Origin of the sequence: Streptomyces sp. NPDC002779 (genome assembly GCF_042888685.1) — a bacterium.
Taxonomy (GTDB): Bacteria; Actinomycetota; Actinomycetes; order Streptomycetales; family Streptomycetaceae; genus Streptomyces.
The window spans coordinates 326669-344617 of sequence record NZ_JBIAQC010000003.1 but is presented as its reverse complement, the minus strand read 5'-3'; the positions used below and the strand labels follow the sequence as shown (position 1 = coordinate 344617).

17 protein-coding genes are annotated in these 17949 nt (G+C 70.6%); 9 read left to right on the top strand and 8 right to left on the bottom strand.

Going from position 1 to position 17949, the window contains the following annotated elements:
- The first annotated feature begins 72 nt into the window (after positions 1-72).
- From ACFYW5_RS11405 to ACFYW5_RS11395, 3 genes are all read left to right on the top strand, one after another.
- Positions 73-1899: an acyl-CoA dehydrogenase gene (locus tag ACFYW5_RS11405; RefSeq protein ID WP_389416707.1), complete on the top strand. Its 1827-nt coding sequence runs from the start codon at positions 73-75 to the stop codon at positions 1897-1899.
- A 78-nt stretch (positions 1900-1977) separates the two neighbouring features.
- The gene (locus tag ACFYW5_RS11400) at positions 1978-3270 is read left to right on the top strand and encodes a M18 family aminopeptidase (protein ID WP_389416706.1); all 1293 of its coding nucleotides are present in this window, start codon (positions 1978-1980) and stop codon (positions 3268-3270) included.
- 61 nt (positions 3271-3331) lie between these two features.
- Complete coding sequence (locus tag ACFYW5_RS11395; protein WP_389416705.1) at positions 3332-3586, top strand: DUF6458 family protein; 255 nt, start codon at positions 3332-3334, stop codon at positions 3584-3586.
- On the opposite strand, the gene ACFYW5_RS11390 is transcribed toward ACFYW5_RS11395, so the two are convergent.
- The gene (locus ACFYW5_RS11390; RefSeq protein WP_389416704.1) at positions 3574-5403 is read right to left on the bottom strand and encodes an NHL domain-containing thioredoxin family protein; all 1830 of its coding nucleotides are present in this window, start codon (positions 5401-5403) and stop codon (positions 3574-3576) included. The two genes, ACFYW5_RS11395 and ACFYW5_RS11390, sit on opposite strands and share 13 nt — an antisense overlap.
- Positions 5404-5432: 29 nt before the next feature.
- Positions 5433-5825: a cupin domain-containing protein gene (locus ACFYW5_RS11385; RefSeq protein WP_389416703.1), complete on the bottom strand. Its 393-nt coding sequence runs from the start codon at positions 5823-5825 to the stop codon at positions 5433-5435.
- Positions 5826-5877: 52 nt separating this feature from the next.
- Here ACFYW5_RS11385 and ACFYW5_RS11380 point away from each other — a divergent pair, with 52 nt between their 5' ends.
- Positions 5878-6888 carry a GlxA family transcriptional regulator gene (locus ACFYW5_RS11380; protein ID WP_389416702.1) on the top strand — a complete coding sequence of 337 codons (1011 nt, stop codon included), beginning with the start codon at positions 5878-5880 and terminating at the stop codon, positions 6886-6888.
- Entirely contained in the window at positions 6885-7382 is a 498-nt protein-coding gene (locus ACFYW5_RS11375; protein ID WP_389416701.1) for an LURP-one-related/scramblase family protein, read from the top strand. The genes ACFYW5_RS11380 and ACFYW5_RS11375 overlap by 4 nt, the downstream gene beginning before the upstream one ends.
- Positions 7383-7412: 30 nt before the next feature.
- Here the strand turns inward: ACFYW5_RS11375 and ACFYW5_RS11370 are convergent, their stop codons facing one another.
- Positions 7413-8186, bottom strand: a complete 774-nt coding sequence (locus ACFYW5_RS11370) for a carbon-nitrogen family hydrolase (RefSeq protein WP_389416700.1) — start codon at positions 8184-8186, stop codon at positions 7413-7415.
- A gap of 179 nt (positions 8187-8365) precedes the next feature.
- On the opposite strand from ACFYW5_RS11370, the gene ACFYW5_RS11365 reads away from it, so the two are divergent.
- Together ACFYW5_RS11365 and ACFYW5_RS11360 are read left to right on the top strand one after the other, a co-directional pair.
- Entirely contained in the window at positions 8366-9190 is an 825-nt protein-coding gene (locus ACFYW5_RS11365; protein ID WP_389416699.1) for a maleylpyruvate isomerase family mycothiol-dependent enzyme, read from the top strand.
- Between the two features lie 56 nt (positions 9191-9246).
- Entirely contained in the window at positions 9247-10014 is a 768-nt protein-coding gene (locus tag ACFYW5_RS11360; protein ID WP_389416698.1) for an SAM-dependent methyltransferase, read from the top strand.
- Positions 10015-10092: 78 nt separating this feature from the next.
- Here ACFYW5_RS11360 and ACFYW5_RS11355 read toward each other — a convergent pair whose 3' ends face one another.
- Both ACFYW5_RS11355 and ACFYW5_RS11350 read right to left on the bottom strand, forming a co-directional pair.
- Entirely contained in the window at positions 10093-11388 is a 1296-nt protein-coding gene (locus tag ACFYW5_RS11355) for a nitrate/nitrite transporter (RefSeq protein ID WP_389416697.1), read from the bottom strand.
- The gene (locus ACFYW5_RS11350) at positions 11385-12059 is read right to left on the bottom strand and encodes a GntR family transcriptional regulator (RefSeq protein WP_389416696.1); all 675 of its coding nucleotides are present in this window, start codon (positions 12057-12059) and stop codon (positions 11385-11387) included. Before ACFYW5_RS11350 ends, ACFYW5_RS11355 begins: the two co-directional genes overlap by 4 nt.
- Before the next feature lie 200 nt (positions 12060-12259).
- On the opposite strand from ACFYW5_RS11350, the gene ACFYW5_RS11345 reads away from it, so the two are divergent.
- Together ACFYW5_RS11345 and ACFYW5_RS11340 are read left to right on the top strand one after the other, a co-directional pair.
- On the top strand, positions 12260-13159 hold the full coding sequence (locus ACFYW5_RS11345) for a D-alanyl-D-alanine carboxypeptidase family protein (protein ID WP_389416695.1): 900 nt from the start codon (positions 12260-12262) through the stop codon (positions 13157-13159).
- 21 nt (positions 13160-13180) lie between these two features.
- A complete protein-coding gene (locus ACFYW5_RS11340) occupies positions 13181-14119 on the top strand; it encodes a D-alanyl-D-alanine carboxypeptidase family protein (protein WP_389416694.1) in 939 nt (312 codons plus the stop codon).
- Positions 14120-14179: 60 nt separating this feature from the next.
- Here ACFYW5_RS11340 and ACFYW5_RS11335 read toward each other — a convergent pair whose 3' ends face one another.
- From ACFYW5_RS11335 to pdhA, 3 genes are read right to left on the bottom strand one after another with little or no spacing between them, the layout of a single operon-like run.
- Complete coding sequence (locus tag ACFYW5_RS11335) at positions 14180-15577, bottom strand: dihydrolipoamide acetyltransferase family protein (RefSeq protein WP_389416693.1); 1398 nt, start codon at positions 15575-15577, stop codon at positions 14180-14182.
- A 10-nt stretch (positions 15578-15587) separates the two neighbouring features.
- Positions 15588-16565 carry an alpha-ketoacid dehydrogenase subunit beta gene (locus tag ACFYW5_RS11330; RefSeq protein ID WP_389416692.1) on the bottom strand — a complete coding sequence of 326 codons (978 nt, stop codon included), beginning with the start codon at positions 16563-16565 and terminating at the stop codon, positions 15588-15590.
- Position 16566: 1 nt separating this feature from the next.
- A complete protein-coding gene (pdhA, locus tag ACFYW5_RS11325) occupies positions 16567-17718 on the bottom strand; it encodes a pyruvate dehydrogenase (acetyl-transferring) E1 component subunit alpha (RefSeq protein WP_389416691.1) in 1152 nt (383 codons plus the stop codon).
- Between the last annotated feature and the right edge of the window lie 231 nt (positions 17719-17949).

Sequence of the window (17949 nt, the reverse complement as noted above, 5' to 3'; positions counted from 1 at the left end):
GGAGCTACTTGTTGGTACGTGAACTAGCGCGAGGATCCAGTGCCTCGCCGATCCCTCTACGGAGCCGTCGCCATGGGGCACTACAAGTCGAATCTCCGCGACATCGAGTTCAACCTCTTCGAGGTGCTCGGGCGCGACAAGCTGTACGGCACCGGACCCTTCGCCGAGATGGACACGGACACCGCGAAGAGCATCCTCGAGGAGATGACCCGCCTCGCGGAGAACGACCTCGCGGCGTCCTTCGCCGACGCCGACCGCAACCCGCCGGTCTTCGACCCGGAGACGAACACCGCGCCGGTCCCCGCGTCCTTCAAGAAGAGCTACAAGGCGTTCATGGAGTCCGAGTACTGGCGTCTCGGCCTCCCGGAGGAGATCGGCGGCACCACCGCTCCCCCGTCGCTGATCTGGTCGTACGCGGAGCTGATCCTCGGCGCCAACCCGGCCGTGTGGATGTACTCCTCCGGGCCGGCCTTCGCCGGGATCCTCTACGACGAGGGCAATGACGTCCAGAAGAAGATCGCCCAGATCGCCGTCGAGCGGACCTGGGGCTCCACCATGGTGCTGACCGAGCCCGACGCGGGCTCCGACGTCGGCGCCGGGCGCACCAAGGCCGTCCAGCAGGAGGACGGCTCCTGGCACATCGAGGGCGTGAAGCGCTTCATCACCTCCGGTGAGCACGACATGGAGGAGAACATCCTCCATTACGTCCTCGCCCGCCCCGAGGGCCACGGCCCCGGCACCAAGGGCCTGTCCCTCTTCCTGGTCCCGAAGTACCTCTTCGATTTCGAGACCGGCGAGCTGGGCGAGCGCAACGGCGTCTACGCCACCAACGTCGAGCACAAGATGGGCCTGAAGGCCTCCAACACCTGCGAGATGACCTTCGGCGACCAGCACCCCGCCAAGGGCTGGCTGATCGGCGACAAGCACGACGGCATCCGCCAGATGTTCCGCATCATCGAGTTCGCCCGCATGATGGTCGGCACGAAGGCCATCTCCACGCTCTCCACCGGCTACCTCAACGCCCTGGAGTACGCCAAGGAGCGCGTCCAGGGTCCGGACCTGGCGAACTTCATGGACAAGACCGCGCCCAAGGTCACCATCACCCACCACCCCGACGTGCGCCGCGCGCTGATGACGCAGAAGGCGTACGCCGAGGGCATGCGCGCCCTCGTCCTCTACACCGCCTCCATCCAGGACGCCATCGCCGTCAAGGAGGCCGCCGGCGAGGACGCCAAGGCCGAGCACGCGCTCAACGACCTGCTCCTGCCGATCGTGAAGGGCTACGGCTCCGAGAAGGGCTACGAGCAGCTCGCCCAGTCGCTGCAGACCTTCGGCGGCTCCGGGTTCCTCCAGGAGTACCCGATCGAGCAGTACATCCGGGACGCCAAGATCGACACCCTCTACGAGGGCACCACCGCCATCCAGGGCCAGGACTTCTTCTTCCGGAAGATCGTCCGCAACCAGGGCGCCGCGCTGAACGGCCTCGCCGAGGACATCAAGAAGTTCCTGGCACTCGGCACCGGCGGCGAGGAACTGGCCGGTGCCCGCGAGCACCTGGCCAAGGCCGCCGTCGAACTGGAGGCGATCGTCGGCCTGATGCTGACCGACCTGGCCGCCACCGAGCAGGACGTCAAGAACATCTACAAGGTCGGCCTCAACACCACCCGCCTGCTGATGGCCTCCGGTGACGTCGTCGTCGGCTACCTGCTGCTCAAGGGCGCCGCCGTGGCGGCCGAGAAGCTGGAGACGGCCTCCGCCAAGGACAAACCCTTCTACACCGGCAAGATCGCGGCGGCGAAGTTCTTCGCGGCCAACGTCCTGCCCGGTGTCACCGGTGCGCGCAAGCTCGCCCAGGGCGTCGAGCTCGACCTGATGGAGCTGGACGAAGCAGCCTTCTAGCCCCCACCTCTTTTCCCGCCAGGGCCCGCCTCCTCACAAACGGGGGGCGGGCCCTGGTACGTCGTTAAGGTGAACCCCATGAGCGAACCCTCCCGCTTCGACCGCGGCCACACCGACGACCTCATGTCCTTCCTGGCGGCCGGACCGTCGCCGTACCACGCCGTGGCGAACACCGCCGAGCGGCTGGAGAAGGCAGGATTCCGCCAGGTCGCCGAGACGGACGCCTGGGACGGGACGAGCGGCGGCAAGTACGTCGTACGGGGTGGCGCGATCGTGGCCTGGTACGTGCCCGAGGGCGCCGCGGCGCACACCCCGTTCCGGATCGTCGGCGCGCACACCGACTCCCCCAACCTGCGCGTCAAGCCGCTGCCCGACTCCGGGGCGCACGGGTGGCGGCAGGTGGCCGTGGAGGTCTACGGCGGACCCCTGCTCAACTCCTGGCTCGACCGCGATCTGGGCCTGGCCGGCCGGCTGACCCTGCGCGACGGCTCGACCCGGCTGGTGAACATCGACCGGCCCCTGCTGCGCGTCCCCCAACTCGCCATCCACCTGGACCGCGCGGTCTCCTCCGAGGGCCTCAAGCTCGACAAGCAGCGCCACCTCCAGCCGGTCTGGGGACTCGGCGACGACGTCCGCGACGGCGACCTGATCGCCTTCCTGGAGGAGGAGAGCGGACTGGCGGCGGGCGAGGTCACCGGCTGGGACCTGATGGTGCATTCCGTCGAACCGCCCGCCTACCTCGGCCGCGACCGCGAACTGCTGGCCGGGCCGCGCATGGACAACCTGCTCTCCGTGCACGCAGCGGTGGCGGCGCTGACGGCCGTGTCCGGCCCGGACCTGCCGTACATCCCCGTCCTCGCCGCCTTCGACCACGAGGAGAACGGCTCGCAGTCCGACACCGGCGCGGACGGACCGCTGCTCGGCGGAGTGCTGGAGCGCTCGGTGTTCGCCCGCGGAGGGTCCTACGAGGACAAGGCTCGTGCCTTCGCCGGGACCGTGTGCCTCTCCTCCGACACCGGGCACGCCGTGCACCCCAACTACGCGGAGCGGCACGACCCCACGCACCACCCGCGGATCAACGGCGGACCGATCCTCAAGGTCAACGTCAACAACCGCTACGCCACGGACGGTTCGGGCCGCGCGGCGTTCGCCGCCGCCTGCGAACGCGCCGGAGTGCCCTTCCAGTCCTTCGTCTCCAACAACTCCATGCCCTGCGGCACCACCATCGGACCGATCACCGCGGCCCGGCACGGCATCCGCACCGTAGACATCGGCGTGGCGATCCTCTCCATGCACAGCGCACGCGAACTGTGCGGCGCCGACGACCCGTTCCTCCTGGCGAACACGCTGGTCGCCTTCTTGGAGGGGTAGTCCGCGGCAGGACGGGGTACCCGCCAGCGACCGGAACCACCGGACAGGGAGGCGACAACTCATGGGCCTCGGCGGGTGCATCATCCTCATCGCCGTGGGAGCCATCCTCACGTTCGCAACGGATTGGAACATGGAGGGCGTCAATCTCGATCTCGTCGGGGTCATCCTGATGATCGTCGGATTGATCGGCGTGACCACGTTCAGCAGCATCGCCCGGCGCAGGCGGGTGGTGGTACCGCCCACCACACCGCCGACCGTGATCGACGAGGGGGGACACCGGCGCAACGACGGGTACAGCAACGGCTACGGCGCCTGAGCGTCCAGGCCCGCGAGTACCAGGGGCAGGCGGTCCGCTCCGCCTTCGACGAGGCGGACGGGCACGCCCCAGTCCTGCTGGTGCACATGGCAGGCCGGGTACTCGCGGGCGGGGTCGTCGTCACAGGACGCGGCCATCGCCGAGATGTGCAGGACGCCCTCCCCGATCCCGGGATCGAGGTGCAGGATGCGGGAGAGTTCCGTGTCCGCGCCCTCGCCCCGCAGCAGCAGGCCGGGCGGGGTGGCGGAGACCAGCAGACGCGTCGCGGGACCGTACCGCGTGTCCGGCTTCTGGCCGGGCGGCGCCTGGAAGATCACGTCCAACCGGAGCGTGCCCGGGGCCACTTCGGTGGCGGCGCGCTGCGTCCGGTGGGCGACCGACTCCACCCGCACCGCCTCTTCGGGCAGCCGCAGCCGGGTCAGCCGGTGCCGGGCCGACTCCACGACCACGATGTCCTCGCCGGCCAGGACCGCGGCACTGGGCTCGCGCAGATCCGTGGCCAGGGTGGTGACCTCGCCCGTCGCCGGGTCGTAGCGGCGCAGGGCGTGGTTGTACGTGTCGCTGACGGCCACCGAGCCGTCGGGCAGCGCCGTCACGCCCAACGGGTGCTGGAACAGGGCCTGTCCGGCGGGGCCGTCGCGGTGCCCGAAGTCGAACAGGCCGGTGCCGACCGCGGTGCGCACGGTGCCGTCGGGATCCACCCAGCGCAGGGCGCTGGTCTCGGAGTCGGCGACCCAGAGGCGGTCGGCGGTGGCGGCGAGCCCGGAGGGCTGCGCGAACCACGCCTCGGCGGCGGGCCCGTCGACCAGCCCCTCGTTGGTGGTCCCGGCCGCGACGGCCACGGTGCCGTCCCGGAGGTCGTACGTCCACAGCTGGTGGATGCCCGCCATGGCGATCCACACCTGGCCCTGCCAGAAGGCCACGTCCCAGGGCGATGAGAGGTTGACCTCCCGGCCGGGGCCGCGGGTGGCGTCGCCCCGCATCCACTGCTCGCCCGTGCCGGCCAGGGTCGTGGTGCGGCCGGACTCCGGGTCGAAGCGCCGCAGCCTGTGGTTCACCGAGTCGGCGACGACCACGGACCCGTCCGGCAGCAGCGCCAGACCCTGCGGCTCGTTGAACCGTGAGCGCGCCGAGGTGCCATCCGTCGCCCCCCGGCGGTCCCCCTGGCCGATCCGCCGCACGGCCGTCTCCCCGTCCGGCGCCAGCTCCACCAGCTGATGCCGGGTGGTGTCACTGACCAGGAAGTTCCCGGACGGCAGCAGCACCGCCTTGCCCGGGAACCTGAGCGCGGTCGGCTCCGGCTCCGGCGCCACGTACGGCCCGTCGCCGCGCCGGAGCGTGCCCTTCGCCCCGTGCTCGGCCGCCAGCTCCGTCACCAGCCGCTCGATCGCGTGCCCATGCCCTTCCCCGGCGTGCTGGGCGACGACGTACCCCTCGGGGTCGATGACCACGAGCGTGGGCCAGGCCCGCACCGCGTACTGCTTCCAGGTCGCGAGCTCGGGGTCGTCCAGCACGGGATGCTCCACCCCGTACCGCTCCACGGCGTCCACGACCGCCTGGTGCTCGGCCTCGTGGACGAACTTCGGCGAGTGCACCCCGACGACCACGACGGTGTCGGGGTGCTGGTGCTCCAGGGCCCGCAGTTCGTCGATGACGTGCAGGCAGTTCACACAGCAGAAGGTCCAGAAGTCCAGGATCAGTACGCGGCCCCGGAAGTCGGCGAGCTTCAGGTCCTTCCCGCCGGTGTTGATCCACCCGCCGCGGCCGGTCAGCTCAGGCGCGCGCACGCGGGCGCGGCGGGGTGCGGGAGCGGTCATGGATCAAGGGTGCCACCCGGCACCGACAGTCACCTCAGCGCGTGCCCGGTGGTGACGTCCACGTGGTCGGGGACCTCTTCGTGGCGGTCGCCGACGGTGGAGGTGCCGGAGGGCTCCAGCAGGAGGATGTCGGTGGGGACGGGGGCGTACGGCTTGTGCTCGGTGCCGCGGGGGACCGTGAAGACCGACAGCGGGGGCAGGACGACCGTGCGCTCCCCGGCCGGCTCCCGCAGGCTGATGTGCAGCTCGCCGCTGAGCACCAGGAAGAACTCGTCGGTGTCGTCGTGGACGTGCCAGAGGTGCTCGCCCTCCACATGGGTCACGCGGACGTCGTAGTCGTTGACCGTGGTGGCGATGCGGGGGCTCCACTGCTCGGTGAAGGAGGCGAGGGCGGCGGGCAGCGAGACGGGTTCGGGAGTCATGCCGTCATCGTGCGGGTGGCCGGGGACGGCCCACGAGTGCTAGGAATCGCACATGACGCAAGGATCCTCGCAACCGCACCGGGTGGCCGTCATCGTCGACGAGGGCACCAACCCCTTCGAGGTGGGCGTCGCCACCGAGCTGTTCGGCCTGCCGCGGCCCGAGCTCGGCCGGCCCGCCCCGCTGTACGAGGTCACGCTGTGCACGCCCACGCGCGCGGTGCGGATGAACCACGGGTTCTTCACCATGACCGGCACGGCCGGGCTCGACGCCGTGGACGACGCCGACACCCTCGTCGTGCCCGGGCGCCCCGACAACGTCGTCCCGCGCGGCGCCGACGTCCTGGACGCCGTCCGCCGCACCCACGCGCGCGGGGCGCGGGTGGTCAGCTTCTGCACGGGCAGCTTCGCGCTCGCCGAGGCCGGGCTGCTGGACGGGCGCCGGGCGACCACGCACTGGATGTGGGCCGAGGCGTTCCGGGAGCTGCATCCGCGGGTGCGGCTCGAGCCGGACGTGCTCTTCGTGGACGAGGGGCGGATCGGCGAGGGGCGGATCCTCACCGCCGCGGGGAGCGCCGCCGCGCTCGACCTCGGCCTGTATCTCGTCCGGCAGGACCACGGCGCCGAGATCGCCAACGCCGTCTCCCGGCGGCTCGTGTTCGCCGCGCACCGGGACGGCGGGCAGCGGCAGTTCGTGGAGCGGCCGGTGCCCGAGGTGCCGGACGAGTCACTGGGGCCGCTGCTGGCGTGGGCGCAGGAGCGGCTGGGCGAGCCGCTGACGGTGGCGGAGCTGGCGGCGCGGGCCGCCGTGTCTCCGGCCACGCTCCACCGGCGGTTCCGCACCCAGCTGGGGACGACGCCGCTGGCCTGGCTGACCGGGGAGCGGGTGGCGCTGGCCTGTCGGCTGATCGAGCGCGGGGAGGAGCGGCTCGACGTCGTCGCCGCGCGCAGCGGGCTCGGGACGGCGGCCAACCTGCGCGCGCGGGTGCGGCGCGAGACCGGACTCAGCCCGTCGGCCTACCGGCGGCGTTTCGGACCGCGCACCGGGGAAGCCCTCGTGTCATGAGATTCCTCGTACGCGACCGGCTCCTCGGCTTCGGTGACGACTACTGGATCGAGGACGACCGGGGCAACAAGGCCTTCCTCGTCGACGGCAAGGCGATGCGGCTGCGGGACACCTTCGAGCTGAAGGACGCGCAGGGGCGGGTCCTGATCGACATCCGGCAGAAGATGCTCGCCCTGCGGGACACCCTGCTGATCGAGCGGGACGGCGAGCCGCTCGCGACCATCCGCCGCAAGCGGCTGTCCCTGCTGCGCAACCACTACCGGGTGGCGCTGGCCGACGGCAGCACCGAGCTGGACGTCAGCGGCCGGATCCTGGACCGGGAGTTCGCCGTGGAGTACGAGGGCGAGCTGCTCGCCGTCGTCTCCCGCCGCTGGCTGCACGTCCGGGAGACCTACGGCGTGGACGTGGTCCGGGAGGACGCGGACCCGGCGCTGCTGATCGCGGTGGCGGTGTGTGTGATCCACCTGGCGGAGAAGGAGCGGGAGGGGGACTGAACCGCCGTCACAGGCCGCGGTGACTTGTCGTCACAGGACGCGGTCCTTGAGTGCCGGGAACTGCTCCCGGGTGGCCGCGACCTTCGCCGGGTCGAACTCCACCGTGAGGATCTCCTCGCCGGGGCCCGCCTCGGCGAGGACCTCGCCCCAGGGATCCACCACGATCGAGTGACCGGCCTGCGGAACTCCCGCATGCGTCCCGGCCGTTCCACAGGCGAGCACGAACGCCTGGTTCTCCACCGCCCGCGCCTGAGCCAGCAGCGTCCAGTGCGCCCGGCGGCGCTCCGGCCAGCCCGCGGGGACGACCAGGGTCTCGGCGCCGTTGTCGACGAGCCCGCGGAAGAGTTCGGGGAAACGGAGGTCGTAGCAGGTGGCCAGGCCCAGGGTGGTCCCGGGCAGACGGACCGTCACCAGATCGCGTCCGGCGCCCATCAGCACGGCCTCGCCCTTGTCGAAGCCGAAGCGGTGGATCTTGCGGTAGGCGGCGGCGAGGTCGCCGGAGGGGGAGAAGACCAGGGAGGTGTTGTACAGCGGTCCGTCCGGGTCGCGTTCCGGGATCGAGCCGGCGTGCAGCCAGACGCCCGCGTCGCTCGCGGCCTTCGCCATCGCCTCGTACGTCGGCCCTTCGAGCGGCTCGGCCTCCTGGGCGAACTCCTCGTAGGCGAAGGCACCGGTGGTCCACAGCTCCGGCAGGACGACCAGATCGGCCCCGGTCTGCCGCCGTACCAGCGAGGCGGCCCGCTCCCGGCGCGAGGCGACCGATTCGCCCTCGTCTACGGCGATCTGGATCAGAGAGGCGCGCACACTACCACCGTCCTGGCATTCGACCCGATCACTCGGGCCTACGATCGTCACACGAAAGCACTGCCGGGGTGCCTCTCAGCAGCGTAACTTAACGTCTCAAGACGCCCGCCGACAGCCACCTCCCACTGGCATCGCCGCCACCACCTGCCCGTGTACCGACCGCCGAGGGGTCCCGTTCCGTGAGTCTGCATCCCACCCTCCAGCCCTACGCCGACGCCTGGACCCACTCCATCGAAGCGATATCCGAGCTGGTGCTGCCCCTTGTGGAGGGCGAGTGGAACCGGCGTACGCCGTGCCCGGGCTGGTCGGTCCGGGACGTGGTGTCCCATGTCATCGGCCTGGACTGCGAGATGCTCGGCGACCCGCGGCCCATCCACACGCTGCCCCGCGATCTGTTCCACGTCACCAACGACCACCAGCGCTACATGGAGATGCAGGTCGACGTCCGCCGCCACCACACGGCGCCGGAGATGACCTCCGAGCTGGAGTACACGGTCATCCGCCGCAACCGCCAGTTGCGCAACGAGTCCCGGGACCCGGGCACGAAGGTGCGCGGCCCGCTGGGCACCGAGCAGACCCTGGAGGAGGCCATGCGGGCGCATGCCTTCGATGTGTGGGTCCATGAGCAGGACCTGCGCGCCGCGCTCGGCCGGCCGGGGAACCTCGACTCGCCGGGTGCGCAGGTGGCGCGGGACGTGCTGCTGGCGGCGCTGCCGGACATCGTGGCGGTCAAGGCGGAGGCGCCGCGCAGTTCGGCGATCGTGTTCGACGTGCACGGTCCGGTCGAGTTCCTGCGCACGATCCGGGTGGACATCCAAGGGCGGGGCACGCTGGAGACGGCGCCCGCGCTGGGGCCCGCGGCGACGCTGACCCTGGACTGGGAGACCTTCGTGCGGCTGGCCTGTGGCCGGGTGACGCCGGAGGGGGTCGCGGACCGGATCAAGGCGGAGGGTGACCTGGCGCTGGCGGGGGCGATTCTGCGGAACTTCACGGTGACGAAGTAGCGGGAGCGGCACAAAGATCTTGTGGCGCACGTCGGTTCGGTGCTTGTCTGCCTCCCATGACCGACATCGAGATCGACGGACCGCCCCGGCTGAGCCGCCTGACGTTCCACAACCCCCTCTCCGAGGCCCGGGCCGAACGGCTGGTGCGACGGGTCGCGGGCAACGAGCCCTCCACCGTGCTCGACATCGGGTGCGGGTGGGGCGAGTTCATGATGCGGGTGCTGGCCGTCGTGCCCGGGGCCACGGGCATCGGCGTCGACATCAACGCCGAGGATCTCGACCGTGGCCGCCGTGAGGCCGCGGAGCGCGGGCTCGCGGGGCGGGTCGAGTTCCTGGAGAAGTCCGCGCGGGACGCCGACCTCGGCCCGGCCGACCTGGTGCTCTGTCTCGGGTCCAGCCAGGCCCTGAGCCCGGTGGCGCCGCCCGAGTTCACCCTGGAGGCGCTGCGCGCCCTGCGCGGGCTGGTCAACGACGGTGGCCGGGTGCTGCTGGGTGAGGGTTTCTGGGAGCGCACGCCGACCGAGGAGGAGCTGGCCGGGATGTGGCCGGGGGCCGCCGTCTCGGACCACCACGACCTCGCGACCCTGCTCGACCTCGCCGTGACCGCCGGTTTCCGGCCCGAGTGGACGGAGACGGCGAACCTCGACGAGTGGGAGGAGTTCGAGTCCGGCTACCAGGCGGACCTGGAGGTCTGGCTCGCCCGCAACCCCGGGCACCCCTCGGCGGCCACCACCAGAGAGCGCCTCGACCGGCACCGGGCCCAGTGGATGACCTACCGCGGGATCCTGGGCATCGCCTACCTCACCCTGGTACCCGCCCAGTAGGGGCCCGGGACCGTGGCGTCGGTCCCGGCCCCGTGGGGACCCCGCCCCCGCCTGGTCGCGGACCGGCAGGGTCCCCGTTCACGCCGGGACGTGCACCGTCTTCACCCGGCTCGCCACCAGCCGTTCCCGCTCGCGGCGGGCCGCTCGGCCGCGCAGTCGCAGGATCTGGCTCACCCCGAGCGCCTGGAGCACGAACACCGCCGAGAAGGCGATCCGGTAGTCGTCGCCGGTCGCGTCGAGCAGGACACCGACGGCGAACAGGGTCGTCATGGAGGCGACGAAACCGCCCATGTTGGTGATTCCGGAGGCGGTGCCCTGACGCTCCGGCGGGTTGGCGGGGCGGGCGAAGTCGAAGCCGAGCATGGAGGCGGGGCCGCAGGCGCCGAGCACCACGCACAGCACGATCAGCAGCCACATCGGGGCGCGGTCGGCGGGGTAGGCGAGGGTCGCCGCCCACATCAGCGCGGTCGCGCCGACCGTGCCGAGCGCCAGCGGCAGCCGCGCCCCGTGGTGCCGGGCGACGAGCTGGCCGTAGACCAGGCCGATCACCATGTTGGACAGGACGACCAGGGTGAGCAGTTCGCCCGCGGTGGCGCGGGACAGGCCCTGGGCCTCGACCAGGAAGGGCAGGCCCCACAGCAGCAGGAACACCATCGCCGGGAACTGGGTGGTGAAGTGCACCCACAGACCGAGCCGGGTGCCCGGCTCCCGCCAGGACGCGGCGATCTGGCTCCGGACGTAGGCCACGCCCTGGTGCGGGACGGGCTCCGGTCCGTGGCCCTCGGGGTGGTCCTTGAGGAACAGCAGCAGCAGGACGAGGACGACGACTCCGGCGAGCGCGCTGCCCGCGAAGGCGGCGGTCCAGCCGACGCCGTGCAGCAGCCGGGCCAGGACCAGGGTGGAGACCAGGTTGCCCGCCATGCCGGCGAGCCCGGCGAGCTGGGCGATCATCGGTCCGCGCCGGGCCGGGAACCAGCGGGTGCCGAGCCGCAGCACGCTGATGAAGGTCATGGCGTCCCCGCAGCCGAGCAGCGCCCGCGAGGCGAGGGCCATGCCGTACGTGGGGGAGAACGCGAAGCCCAGCTGTCCCGCCGTGAACAGCACGACGCCGATGGTCAGCACCTTCTTCGTGCCGAGCCGGTCGACCAGCAGGCCGACGGGTATCTGCATGCCCGCGTAGACGAGCAGCTGGAGGATCGAGAACGTCGACAGGGCCGAGGCGTTGACGTCGAAGCGGTCGGCCGCGTCGAGTCCGGCGACCCCCAGTGACGTACGGAAGATGACGGCGACGAAGTAGACCGAGACGCCGATGCCCCACACGGCGAGGGCGCGCCGGCCGCCCGGGGGATCACTCGGCAGGGCCGCGGCGCTCATCGGACCTCACCCCGGGCCAGGTGCGAGAACCAGCCGACGTGCCGGTGGACGACGCCCACGGCCCGCTCGGCGTCACCGGAGCGCAGCGCGTCGAGGATCTCCTCGTGCTCGGTGAGGGTCTTGGCGATCCGGTCGGGGTGGGAGTGCATGACGGCGACGCCCATGCGCAGCTGGCGGTCGCGGAGTTGGTCGTAGAGGCGGGAGAGGATGTCGTTGCCGCCGCTGCGGACGATCTCGGCGTGGAAGCAGCGGTCGGTGACGGCGGCCGCGGCCAGGTCGCCGGCGGCGGCCTCGGCCTTCTGGCGGGCGAGCAGGTGTTCGAGGCGCTGGATGAGCGCGGCGGGGGCGGGCACGGCCTTGCGCGCCGCGTGCTCCTCGACCAGCAGCCGGGTCTCCACGACATCGGCGATCTCCTGTGCCGACACCGGCAGCACCAGGGCGCCCTTCTTCGGGTAGAGCTTGATCAGCCCTTCCACCTCCAGGCGCAGCAGCGCCTCGCGCACCGGGGTGCGGGAGACCCCGACGGCCTCGGCCAGCTCGCCCTCGGTGAGCAGGGTGCCGCCCTCGTAGCGGCGGTCCAGGACGGCTTGCTTGACGTGGGCGTAGACGCGGTCGGCGGCGGGCGGCTGCTTCACGGGGGCGGGGGTCGGGGCGGGCGGCGCTGACGGCATGAGCACATCTTAGATACAACACGTACGCATGAGGGAGCGCGTTTCATCATGCGGACCTTCGAGATGCGGACCTTCGATTCGTCCCAGCAGCCGCACAACCTTCTGTGCTAGTTACGTGTCACACACTTGCGGCCCCTTCTCCATCCCTCTTCAACTCGGCCGCACACCAGGGGCATTCGACTGCATACGGGGTATTTGTGTTGAAAACCGCATATCAGGGCTTCCGCGTTCGCAGGGCCGCAGCCGTCGTGGTCACGACCGGCGCGATGTTCGTCACCGGAGCCCTCACCGCGGCACCGGCGCAGGCCGTGACGACGCCCAGCATCACCGCCAAGGGCGGGTATCTGATGAACAGCGCCACAGGCAAGACGCTCTACTACAAGTCCCCCAACACGAAGCGGCTGACCGCCTCCACCACGAAGATCATGACCGCCAAGGTCGTGCTCGCGCAGTCGAACCTGAACCTGGACGCCAAGGTCACCATCAAGAAGGCGTACAGCGACTACATCGTGTCCCGGGGCGCCTCGTCGGCCCGGCTGATCGTCGGCGACAAGGTCACCGTCCGTCAGCTGCTGTACGGGATGATGCTGCCGTCCGGCTGCGACGCGGCCATGGCCCTCGCCGACAAGTTCGGCACCGGCTCGACGGTCTCGGCCCGCACCAAGAACTTCATCGCCAAGATGAACAACAAGGCCAAGCAGCTCGGCATGACGAACACGCACTTCGACTCGTTCGACGGCATCAGCAATGGCTCGAACTACTCCACGCCGAAGGACCTGACGCTGCTCGCCCGCAGCGCGATGAAGCACTCCGCCTTCAAGTCCGTCGTCAAGACCACGTCGTACACGGCGAAGACGGTCACCAGCAGCGGTTCCATCCGCACCATGGCGGCCTGGAAGAACACCAACACGCTGCTCGGCTGGAACGGCACGCTCGGCGTCAAGACGGGTTCCGGCACCTCGTCCAAGTACTGCCTGGTCTTCGCCGCCACCAAGAACGGCGAGTCCGTGATGGGCGCCGTGCTCACCTCGTCCTCGGCGGCCAGCCGCACGACGGACGTGCAGAAGCTCATCAACTACGGCTACGCCAAAATCAGCTGACACCTACTCGGAGCGTTCATAGTGATAACCGGCATCAAGGGCATACGCCTGCGCCGCACCGCCGCCGTCGTGGCCACCACCGGCGCGCTGGTCGCGGGCGGCGCCCTGGCTGCGCCCGCTCAGGCCGCGACCGCACCCACGGTCAGCGCCAAGGGCGCCTTCATGCTCGACAGCACGACCGGTTCCACGCTGTACAGCAAGTCCGCCGACACCAAGCGGCCCATGGCGAGCACCACCAAGATCATGGCGGCCCGTGTGGTGCTGGCCATCCCGGACGTCAACCTGGACACCAAGGTCACCATCAAGCAGGCCTACCGGGACTACGTCGCCGCCAAGCAGGCGAGCACCGCGGACCTGAAGACCGGCGACAAGGTCACCGTCCGCCAGCTGCTGCACGCGCTGATGCTGCCGTCCGGCTGCGACGCCGCGATGGCCCTCGCCGACAAGTTCGGCACCGGCACCACGGTCGCCGCCCGCACCAAGAACTTCATCGCCAAGATGAACAAGAAGGCCGACGCGCTCGGCCTGACGAACACGCACTTCGACTCGTTCGACGGCAACTCCACGCAGAACACCAACTACACGACGCCGCGCGACCTCGCGAAGCTCACCCGCAGCGCGATGAAGTTCTCGACGTTCGCGGGCATCGTCAAGAAGACCAAGACGGTGCAGTACGCCACGTCGAGCACCGGCGCCACCCGCACCTACACCTGGTACAACACCAACACGCTGCTCGGCTCCTACAGCGGCGCGCTCGGTGTGAAGACCGGCACCAACACCCCGTCCGGCCCGTGCCTGGTCTTCGCCGGCACCCGTAACGGCAAGACGGTGGTGGGCGTGCTCCTCAACGACCCCAACCGGTTCACGGACGCCGCCAAGCTGATGGACTACGCCTTCGGTTCGACGACGGCGTCCACGATGCAGCTGCGGACGCTTCCGTCCGGCGCCCAGCGCGACTGATCCCCCGGGAACAGCCGGAAGGGGCCCACCACGATCACGTGGTGGGCCCCTTTCCGTGTGCTACGCCCAGGTGATCAGCCGCTTGGGCTGCTCCAGGACCGCCGCCACGTCGGCCAGCACCTTCGAGCCCAGCTCGCCGTCGACCAGGCGGTGGTCGAAGGAGAGGGCCAGGGTGGTGACCTGGCGGGGCTTGACCTTGCCCTTGTGGACCCACGGCTGGAGCTTGATCGCGCCGACCGCGAGGATCGCGGACTCACCGGGGTTGAGGATCGGGGTGCCGGTGTCGACGCCGAAGACGCCGACGTTGGTGATGGTCACCGTGCCGCCCTGCATCGCGGCGGGGGACGTCTTGCCGTCCCGCGCCGTGGCCACCAGCTCGCCCAGGGACTCGGCCAGCTGGGGCAGGGTCTTGTCGTGCGCGTCCTTGATGTTCGGCACGATCAGACCGCGCGGGGTGGCCGCGGCGATGCCCAGGTTGACGTAGTGCTTGACCACGATCTCCTGGTTCGCCTCGTCCCAGGAGGCGTTGATGTCCGGGTTGCGCTTGATGGCGACCAGCAGGGCCTTGGCGATCAGCAGGAGCGGGTTGACCCGCAGCCCCTGCATGTCCTTGTCCTGCTTGAGTTCTTCGACCAGCTTCATCGTGCGGGTCACGTCCACCGTCACGAACTCCGTGACGTGCGGGGCCGTGAACGCCGAGCCCACCATCGCCGCCGCGGTGGCCTTGCGGACCCCCTTGACCGGGATCCGGGTCTCCCGCGCGCTGTCGTACGCCGCCACGGGCGCCGCGGCGGCCGGGGCGGGAGCGGCCACTGCGGGCTCCGGGGCCTTCGGCGGGGCCACGGCCGCGTGGACGTCCTCGCGGGTGATGATGCCGTCCGGGCCGGACGGGACCACCGTGCTCAGGTCGACCCCGAGGTCCTTGGCGAGCTTGCGCACCGGCGGCTTGGCCAGCGGGCGCTCCTTCACCACCGCGGGACCGTGGCCGTTCAGCTCGGTCTGCACCGCCTGCACGGCCTGGACCGGAGCCTCCTGCACCGGGACCACCGGGCCCTTGCGCGGGCGGCGCTTGGTCGAGGACTCGGCCACGCCGTAGCCGACGAGGACCGGCTTGCGGCCCTCGGGCTTCTTCTCCTGAACGGGCTCCTGCGCGGGCTCCCGCACGGGCTCCGGGGCGGCTTCGGGGGCCGCCGCACCGCCCGACACGTCCACCGCGATGATCGACGTGCCCACGTCCACCGTGGTGCCCTCGGGGAAGTGCAGGGCGCGGACCACACCGTCGTAAGGGATGGGCAGCTCGACGGCGGCCTTGGCCGTCTCAACCTCGCACACCACCTGGCCGTCGGTCACCGTGTCACCGGGCTGGACGTACCACTTGAGGATCTCCGCCTCGGTGAGGCCCTCACCGACGTCCGGCATCTTGAATTCGCGTACGGACGCTTCCGTCATCGTCGTCACGACCCTCTCCTCAGTACGCCAGGGCACGGTCGACGGCGTCGAGCACCCGGTCCAGGCCCGGCAGGTACTCCTCCTCCAGGCGCGCCGGCGGGTACGGGGCGTGATAGCCCCCGACCCTGAGCACCGGGGCCTCCAGGTGGTAGAAGCAGCGCTCGGTGATGCGGGCGGCGATCTCCGCGCCGGAGCCGAAGAACACCGGCGCCTCGTGGACCACGACCAGGCGGCGGGTCTTCTCCACCGACGCCTGGATGGTGTCGAAGTCCAGCGGGGAGACCGAGCGCAGGTCCAGCACCTCCAGGGAGCGGCCCTCCTCGGCGGCCGCGTCGGCGACTTCCTGGCAGAGCTTCACCATCGGGCCGTAGGCGGCGAGGGTGACGTCGGTGCCGGCGCGGACGACCTGCGCCTTGTGCAGCGGTCCGGGGATCGCCTCGGTGTTGACCTCGGCCTTGTCCCAGTAGCGCCGCTTGGGCTCGAAGAAGATCACCGGGTCGTCGCTCTGGATGGCCTGCTGCATCATCCAGTACGCGTCGGAGGAGTTCGACGGGGAGACGATCTTCAGGCCCGCCACATGCGCGAACAGCGCCTCGGGCGACTCCGAGTGGTGCTCCACCGCGCCGATGCCGCCGCCGTAGGGGATGCGCACGACGACCGGGAGCTTGACCTTGCCCAGGGAGCGGGCGTGCATCTTGGCGAGCTGGGTGACGATCTGGTCGTAGGCCGGGAAGACGAAGCCGTCGAACTGGATCTCCACCACCGGGCGGTAGCCGCGCAGCGCGAGGCCGATCGCGGTGCCGACGATGCCGGACTCGGCGAGCGGGGTGTCGATGACCCGCTCCTCGCCGAAGTCCTTCTGGAGCCCGTCGGTCACCCGGAAGACACCGCCGAGCTTGCCGACGTCCTCGCCCATGACGAGCACCTTGGGGTCGGCCTCCAGGGCCTTGCGCAGCGATTCGTTGATCGCCTTGGCGAGAGCCATCTTCTCGGCCATGTCACTTGCCCCCTTCAGCGTCCGCGAACGACGCCTGGTAGGCGGCGAACTGGGCTCGCTCCTCGTCGACGAGCGCATGCCCGTCCGCGTACACGTTCTCGAAGATGGCGAAGTGGTCCGGGTCCGGCATGGCACGGACCGCCTCGCGCACTCGTCTGCCCAACGCCTCGGACTCGGTCTCCAGTTCCGCGAAGAATCCCTCGTCCGTGTGGTGTGCGGACTCCAGGTACTGGCGAAGGCGCAGGATCGGGTCCTTGGCCTCCCAGGCCTGGCGCTCCTCGTCGCCCCGGTAGCGGGTCGGGTCGTCGGAGGTGGTGTGCGCGCCCATGCGGTAGGTGTACGCCTCGACCAGCGTCGGCCCCTCGCCGCTGCGGGCCCGCTCCAGGGCCCACTTGGTGACCGCGAGGCAGGCCAGGACGTCGTTGCCGTCCACCCGGACGCCCGGGAAGCCGTAGCCCTGCGCGCGCTGGTAGAGCGGGACGCGGGTCTGCTTCTCGGTCGGCTCGGAGATCGCCCACTGGTTGTTCTGGCAGAAGAACACCACCGGCGCGTTGTAGACGGCCGAGAAGGTGAACGACTCCGCGACATCGCCCTGGCTGGAGGCGCCGTCGCCGAAGTAGGCGATCACCGCGCTGTCCGCCCCGTCCTTGGCGATGCCCATCGCGTAGCCGGTGGCGTGCAGGGTCTGCGAGCCGATGACGATCGTGTACAGCTGGAAGTTGTTGCTGTTCGGGTCCCAGCCGCCGTTGTTCACGCCGCGGAACATGCCGAGCAGATTGGTCGGGTCGACCCCGCGGCACCAGGCGACGCCGTGCTCGCGGTAGGTCGGGAAGACGTAGTCGTCCTCGCGGGTGGCCCGGCCCGAACCGATCTGGGCGGCCTCCTGGCCGAGCAGGGAGGCCCACAGGCCCAGCTCGCCCTGGCGCTGCAGGGAGGTGGCCTCGGCGTCGAAACGGCGGGTGAGCACCATGTCGCGGTACAGACCGCGCAGGTCTTCGGGGGTGAGGTCGGCGACGTACTGGTCGTACTCGGCGTTCTTGACGCGCTTGCCCTCGGGGGTCAGCAGCTGAACCAGCTCGGGCTTGGGGCTCGGGGACTTCTTGGTCCCGGCGCTGCGTCGCGGCTTGCGCGCGGCAGTGCTCTCCACGGTCACGTGTGCTCCTCCGTCGGTCCGGTCCCCCGGGGTTGCCGGTGAAACCAGTGCGGCTCACCTGGTCCGACACCCGTGCACGGGGTGGGTGTCACTCGGCCGGAACAGGCGTGACAGGTGCCCCGGCGAGCGCCCTGCAACCATCACGTTACCCAGTGCTCCACATTTCTGTGAAACCCCGTTTGACCTGCGATTTTGCTTGGATTTCCAAGTAAATCGCGAGGGGCTCGAAGA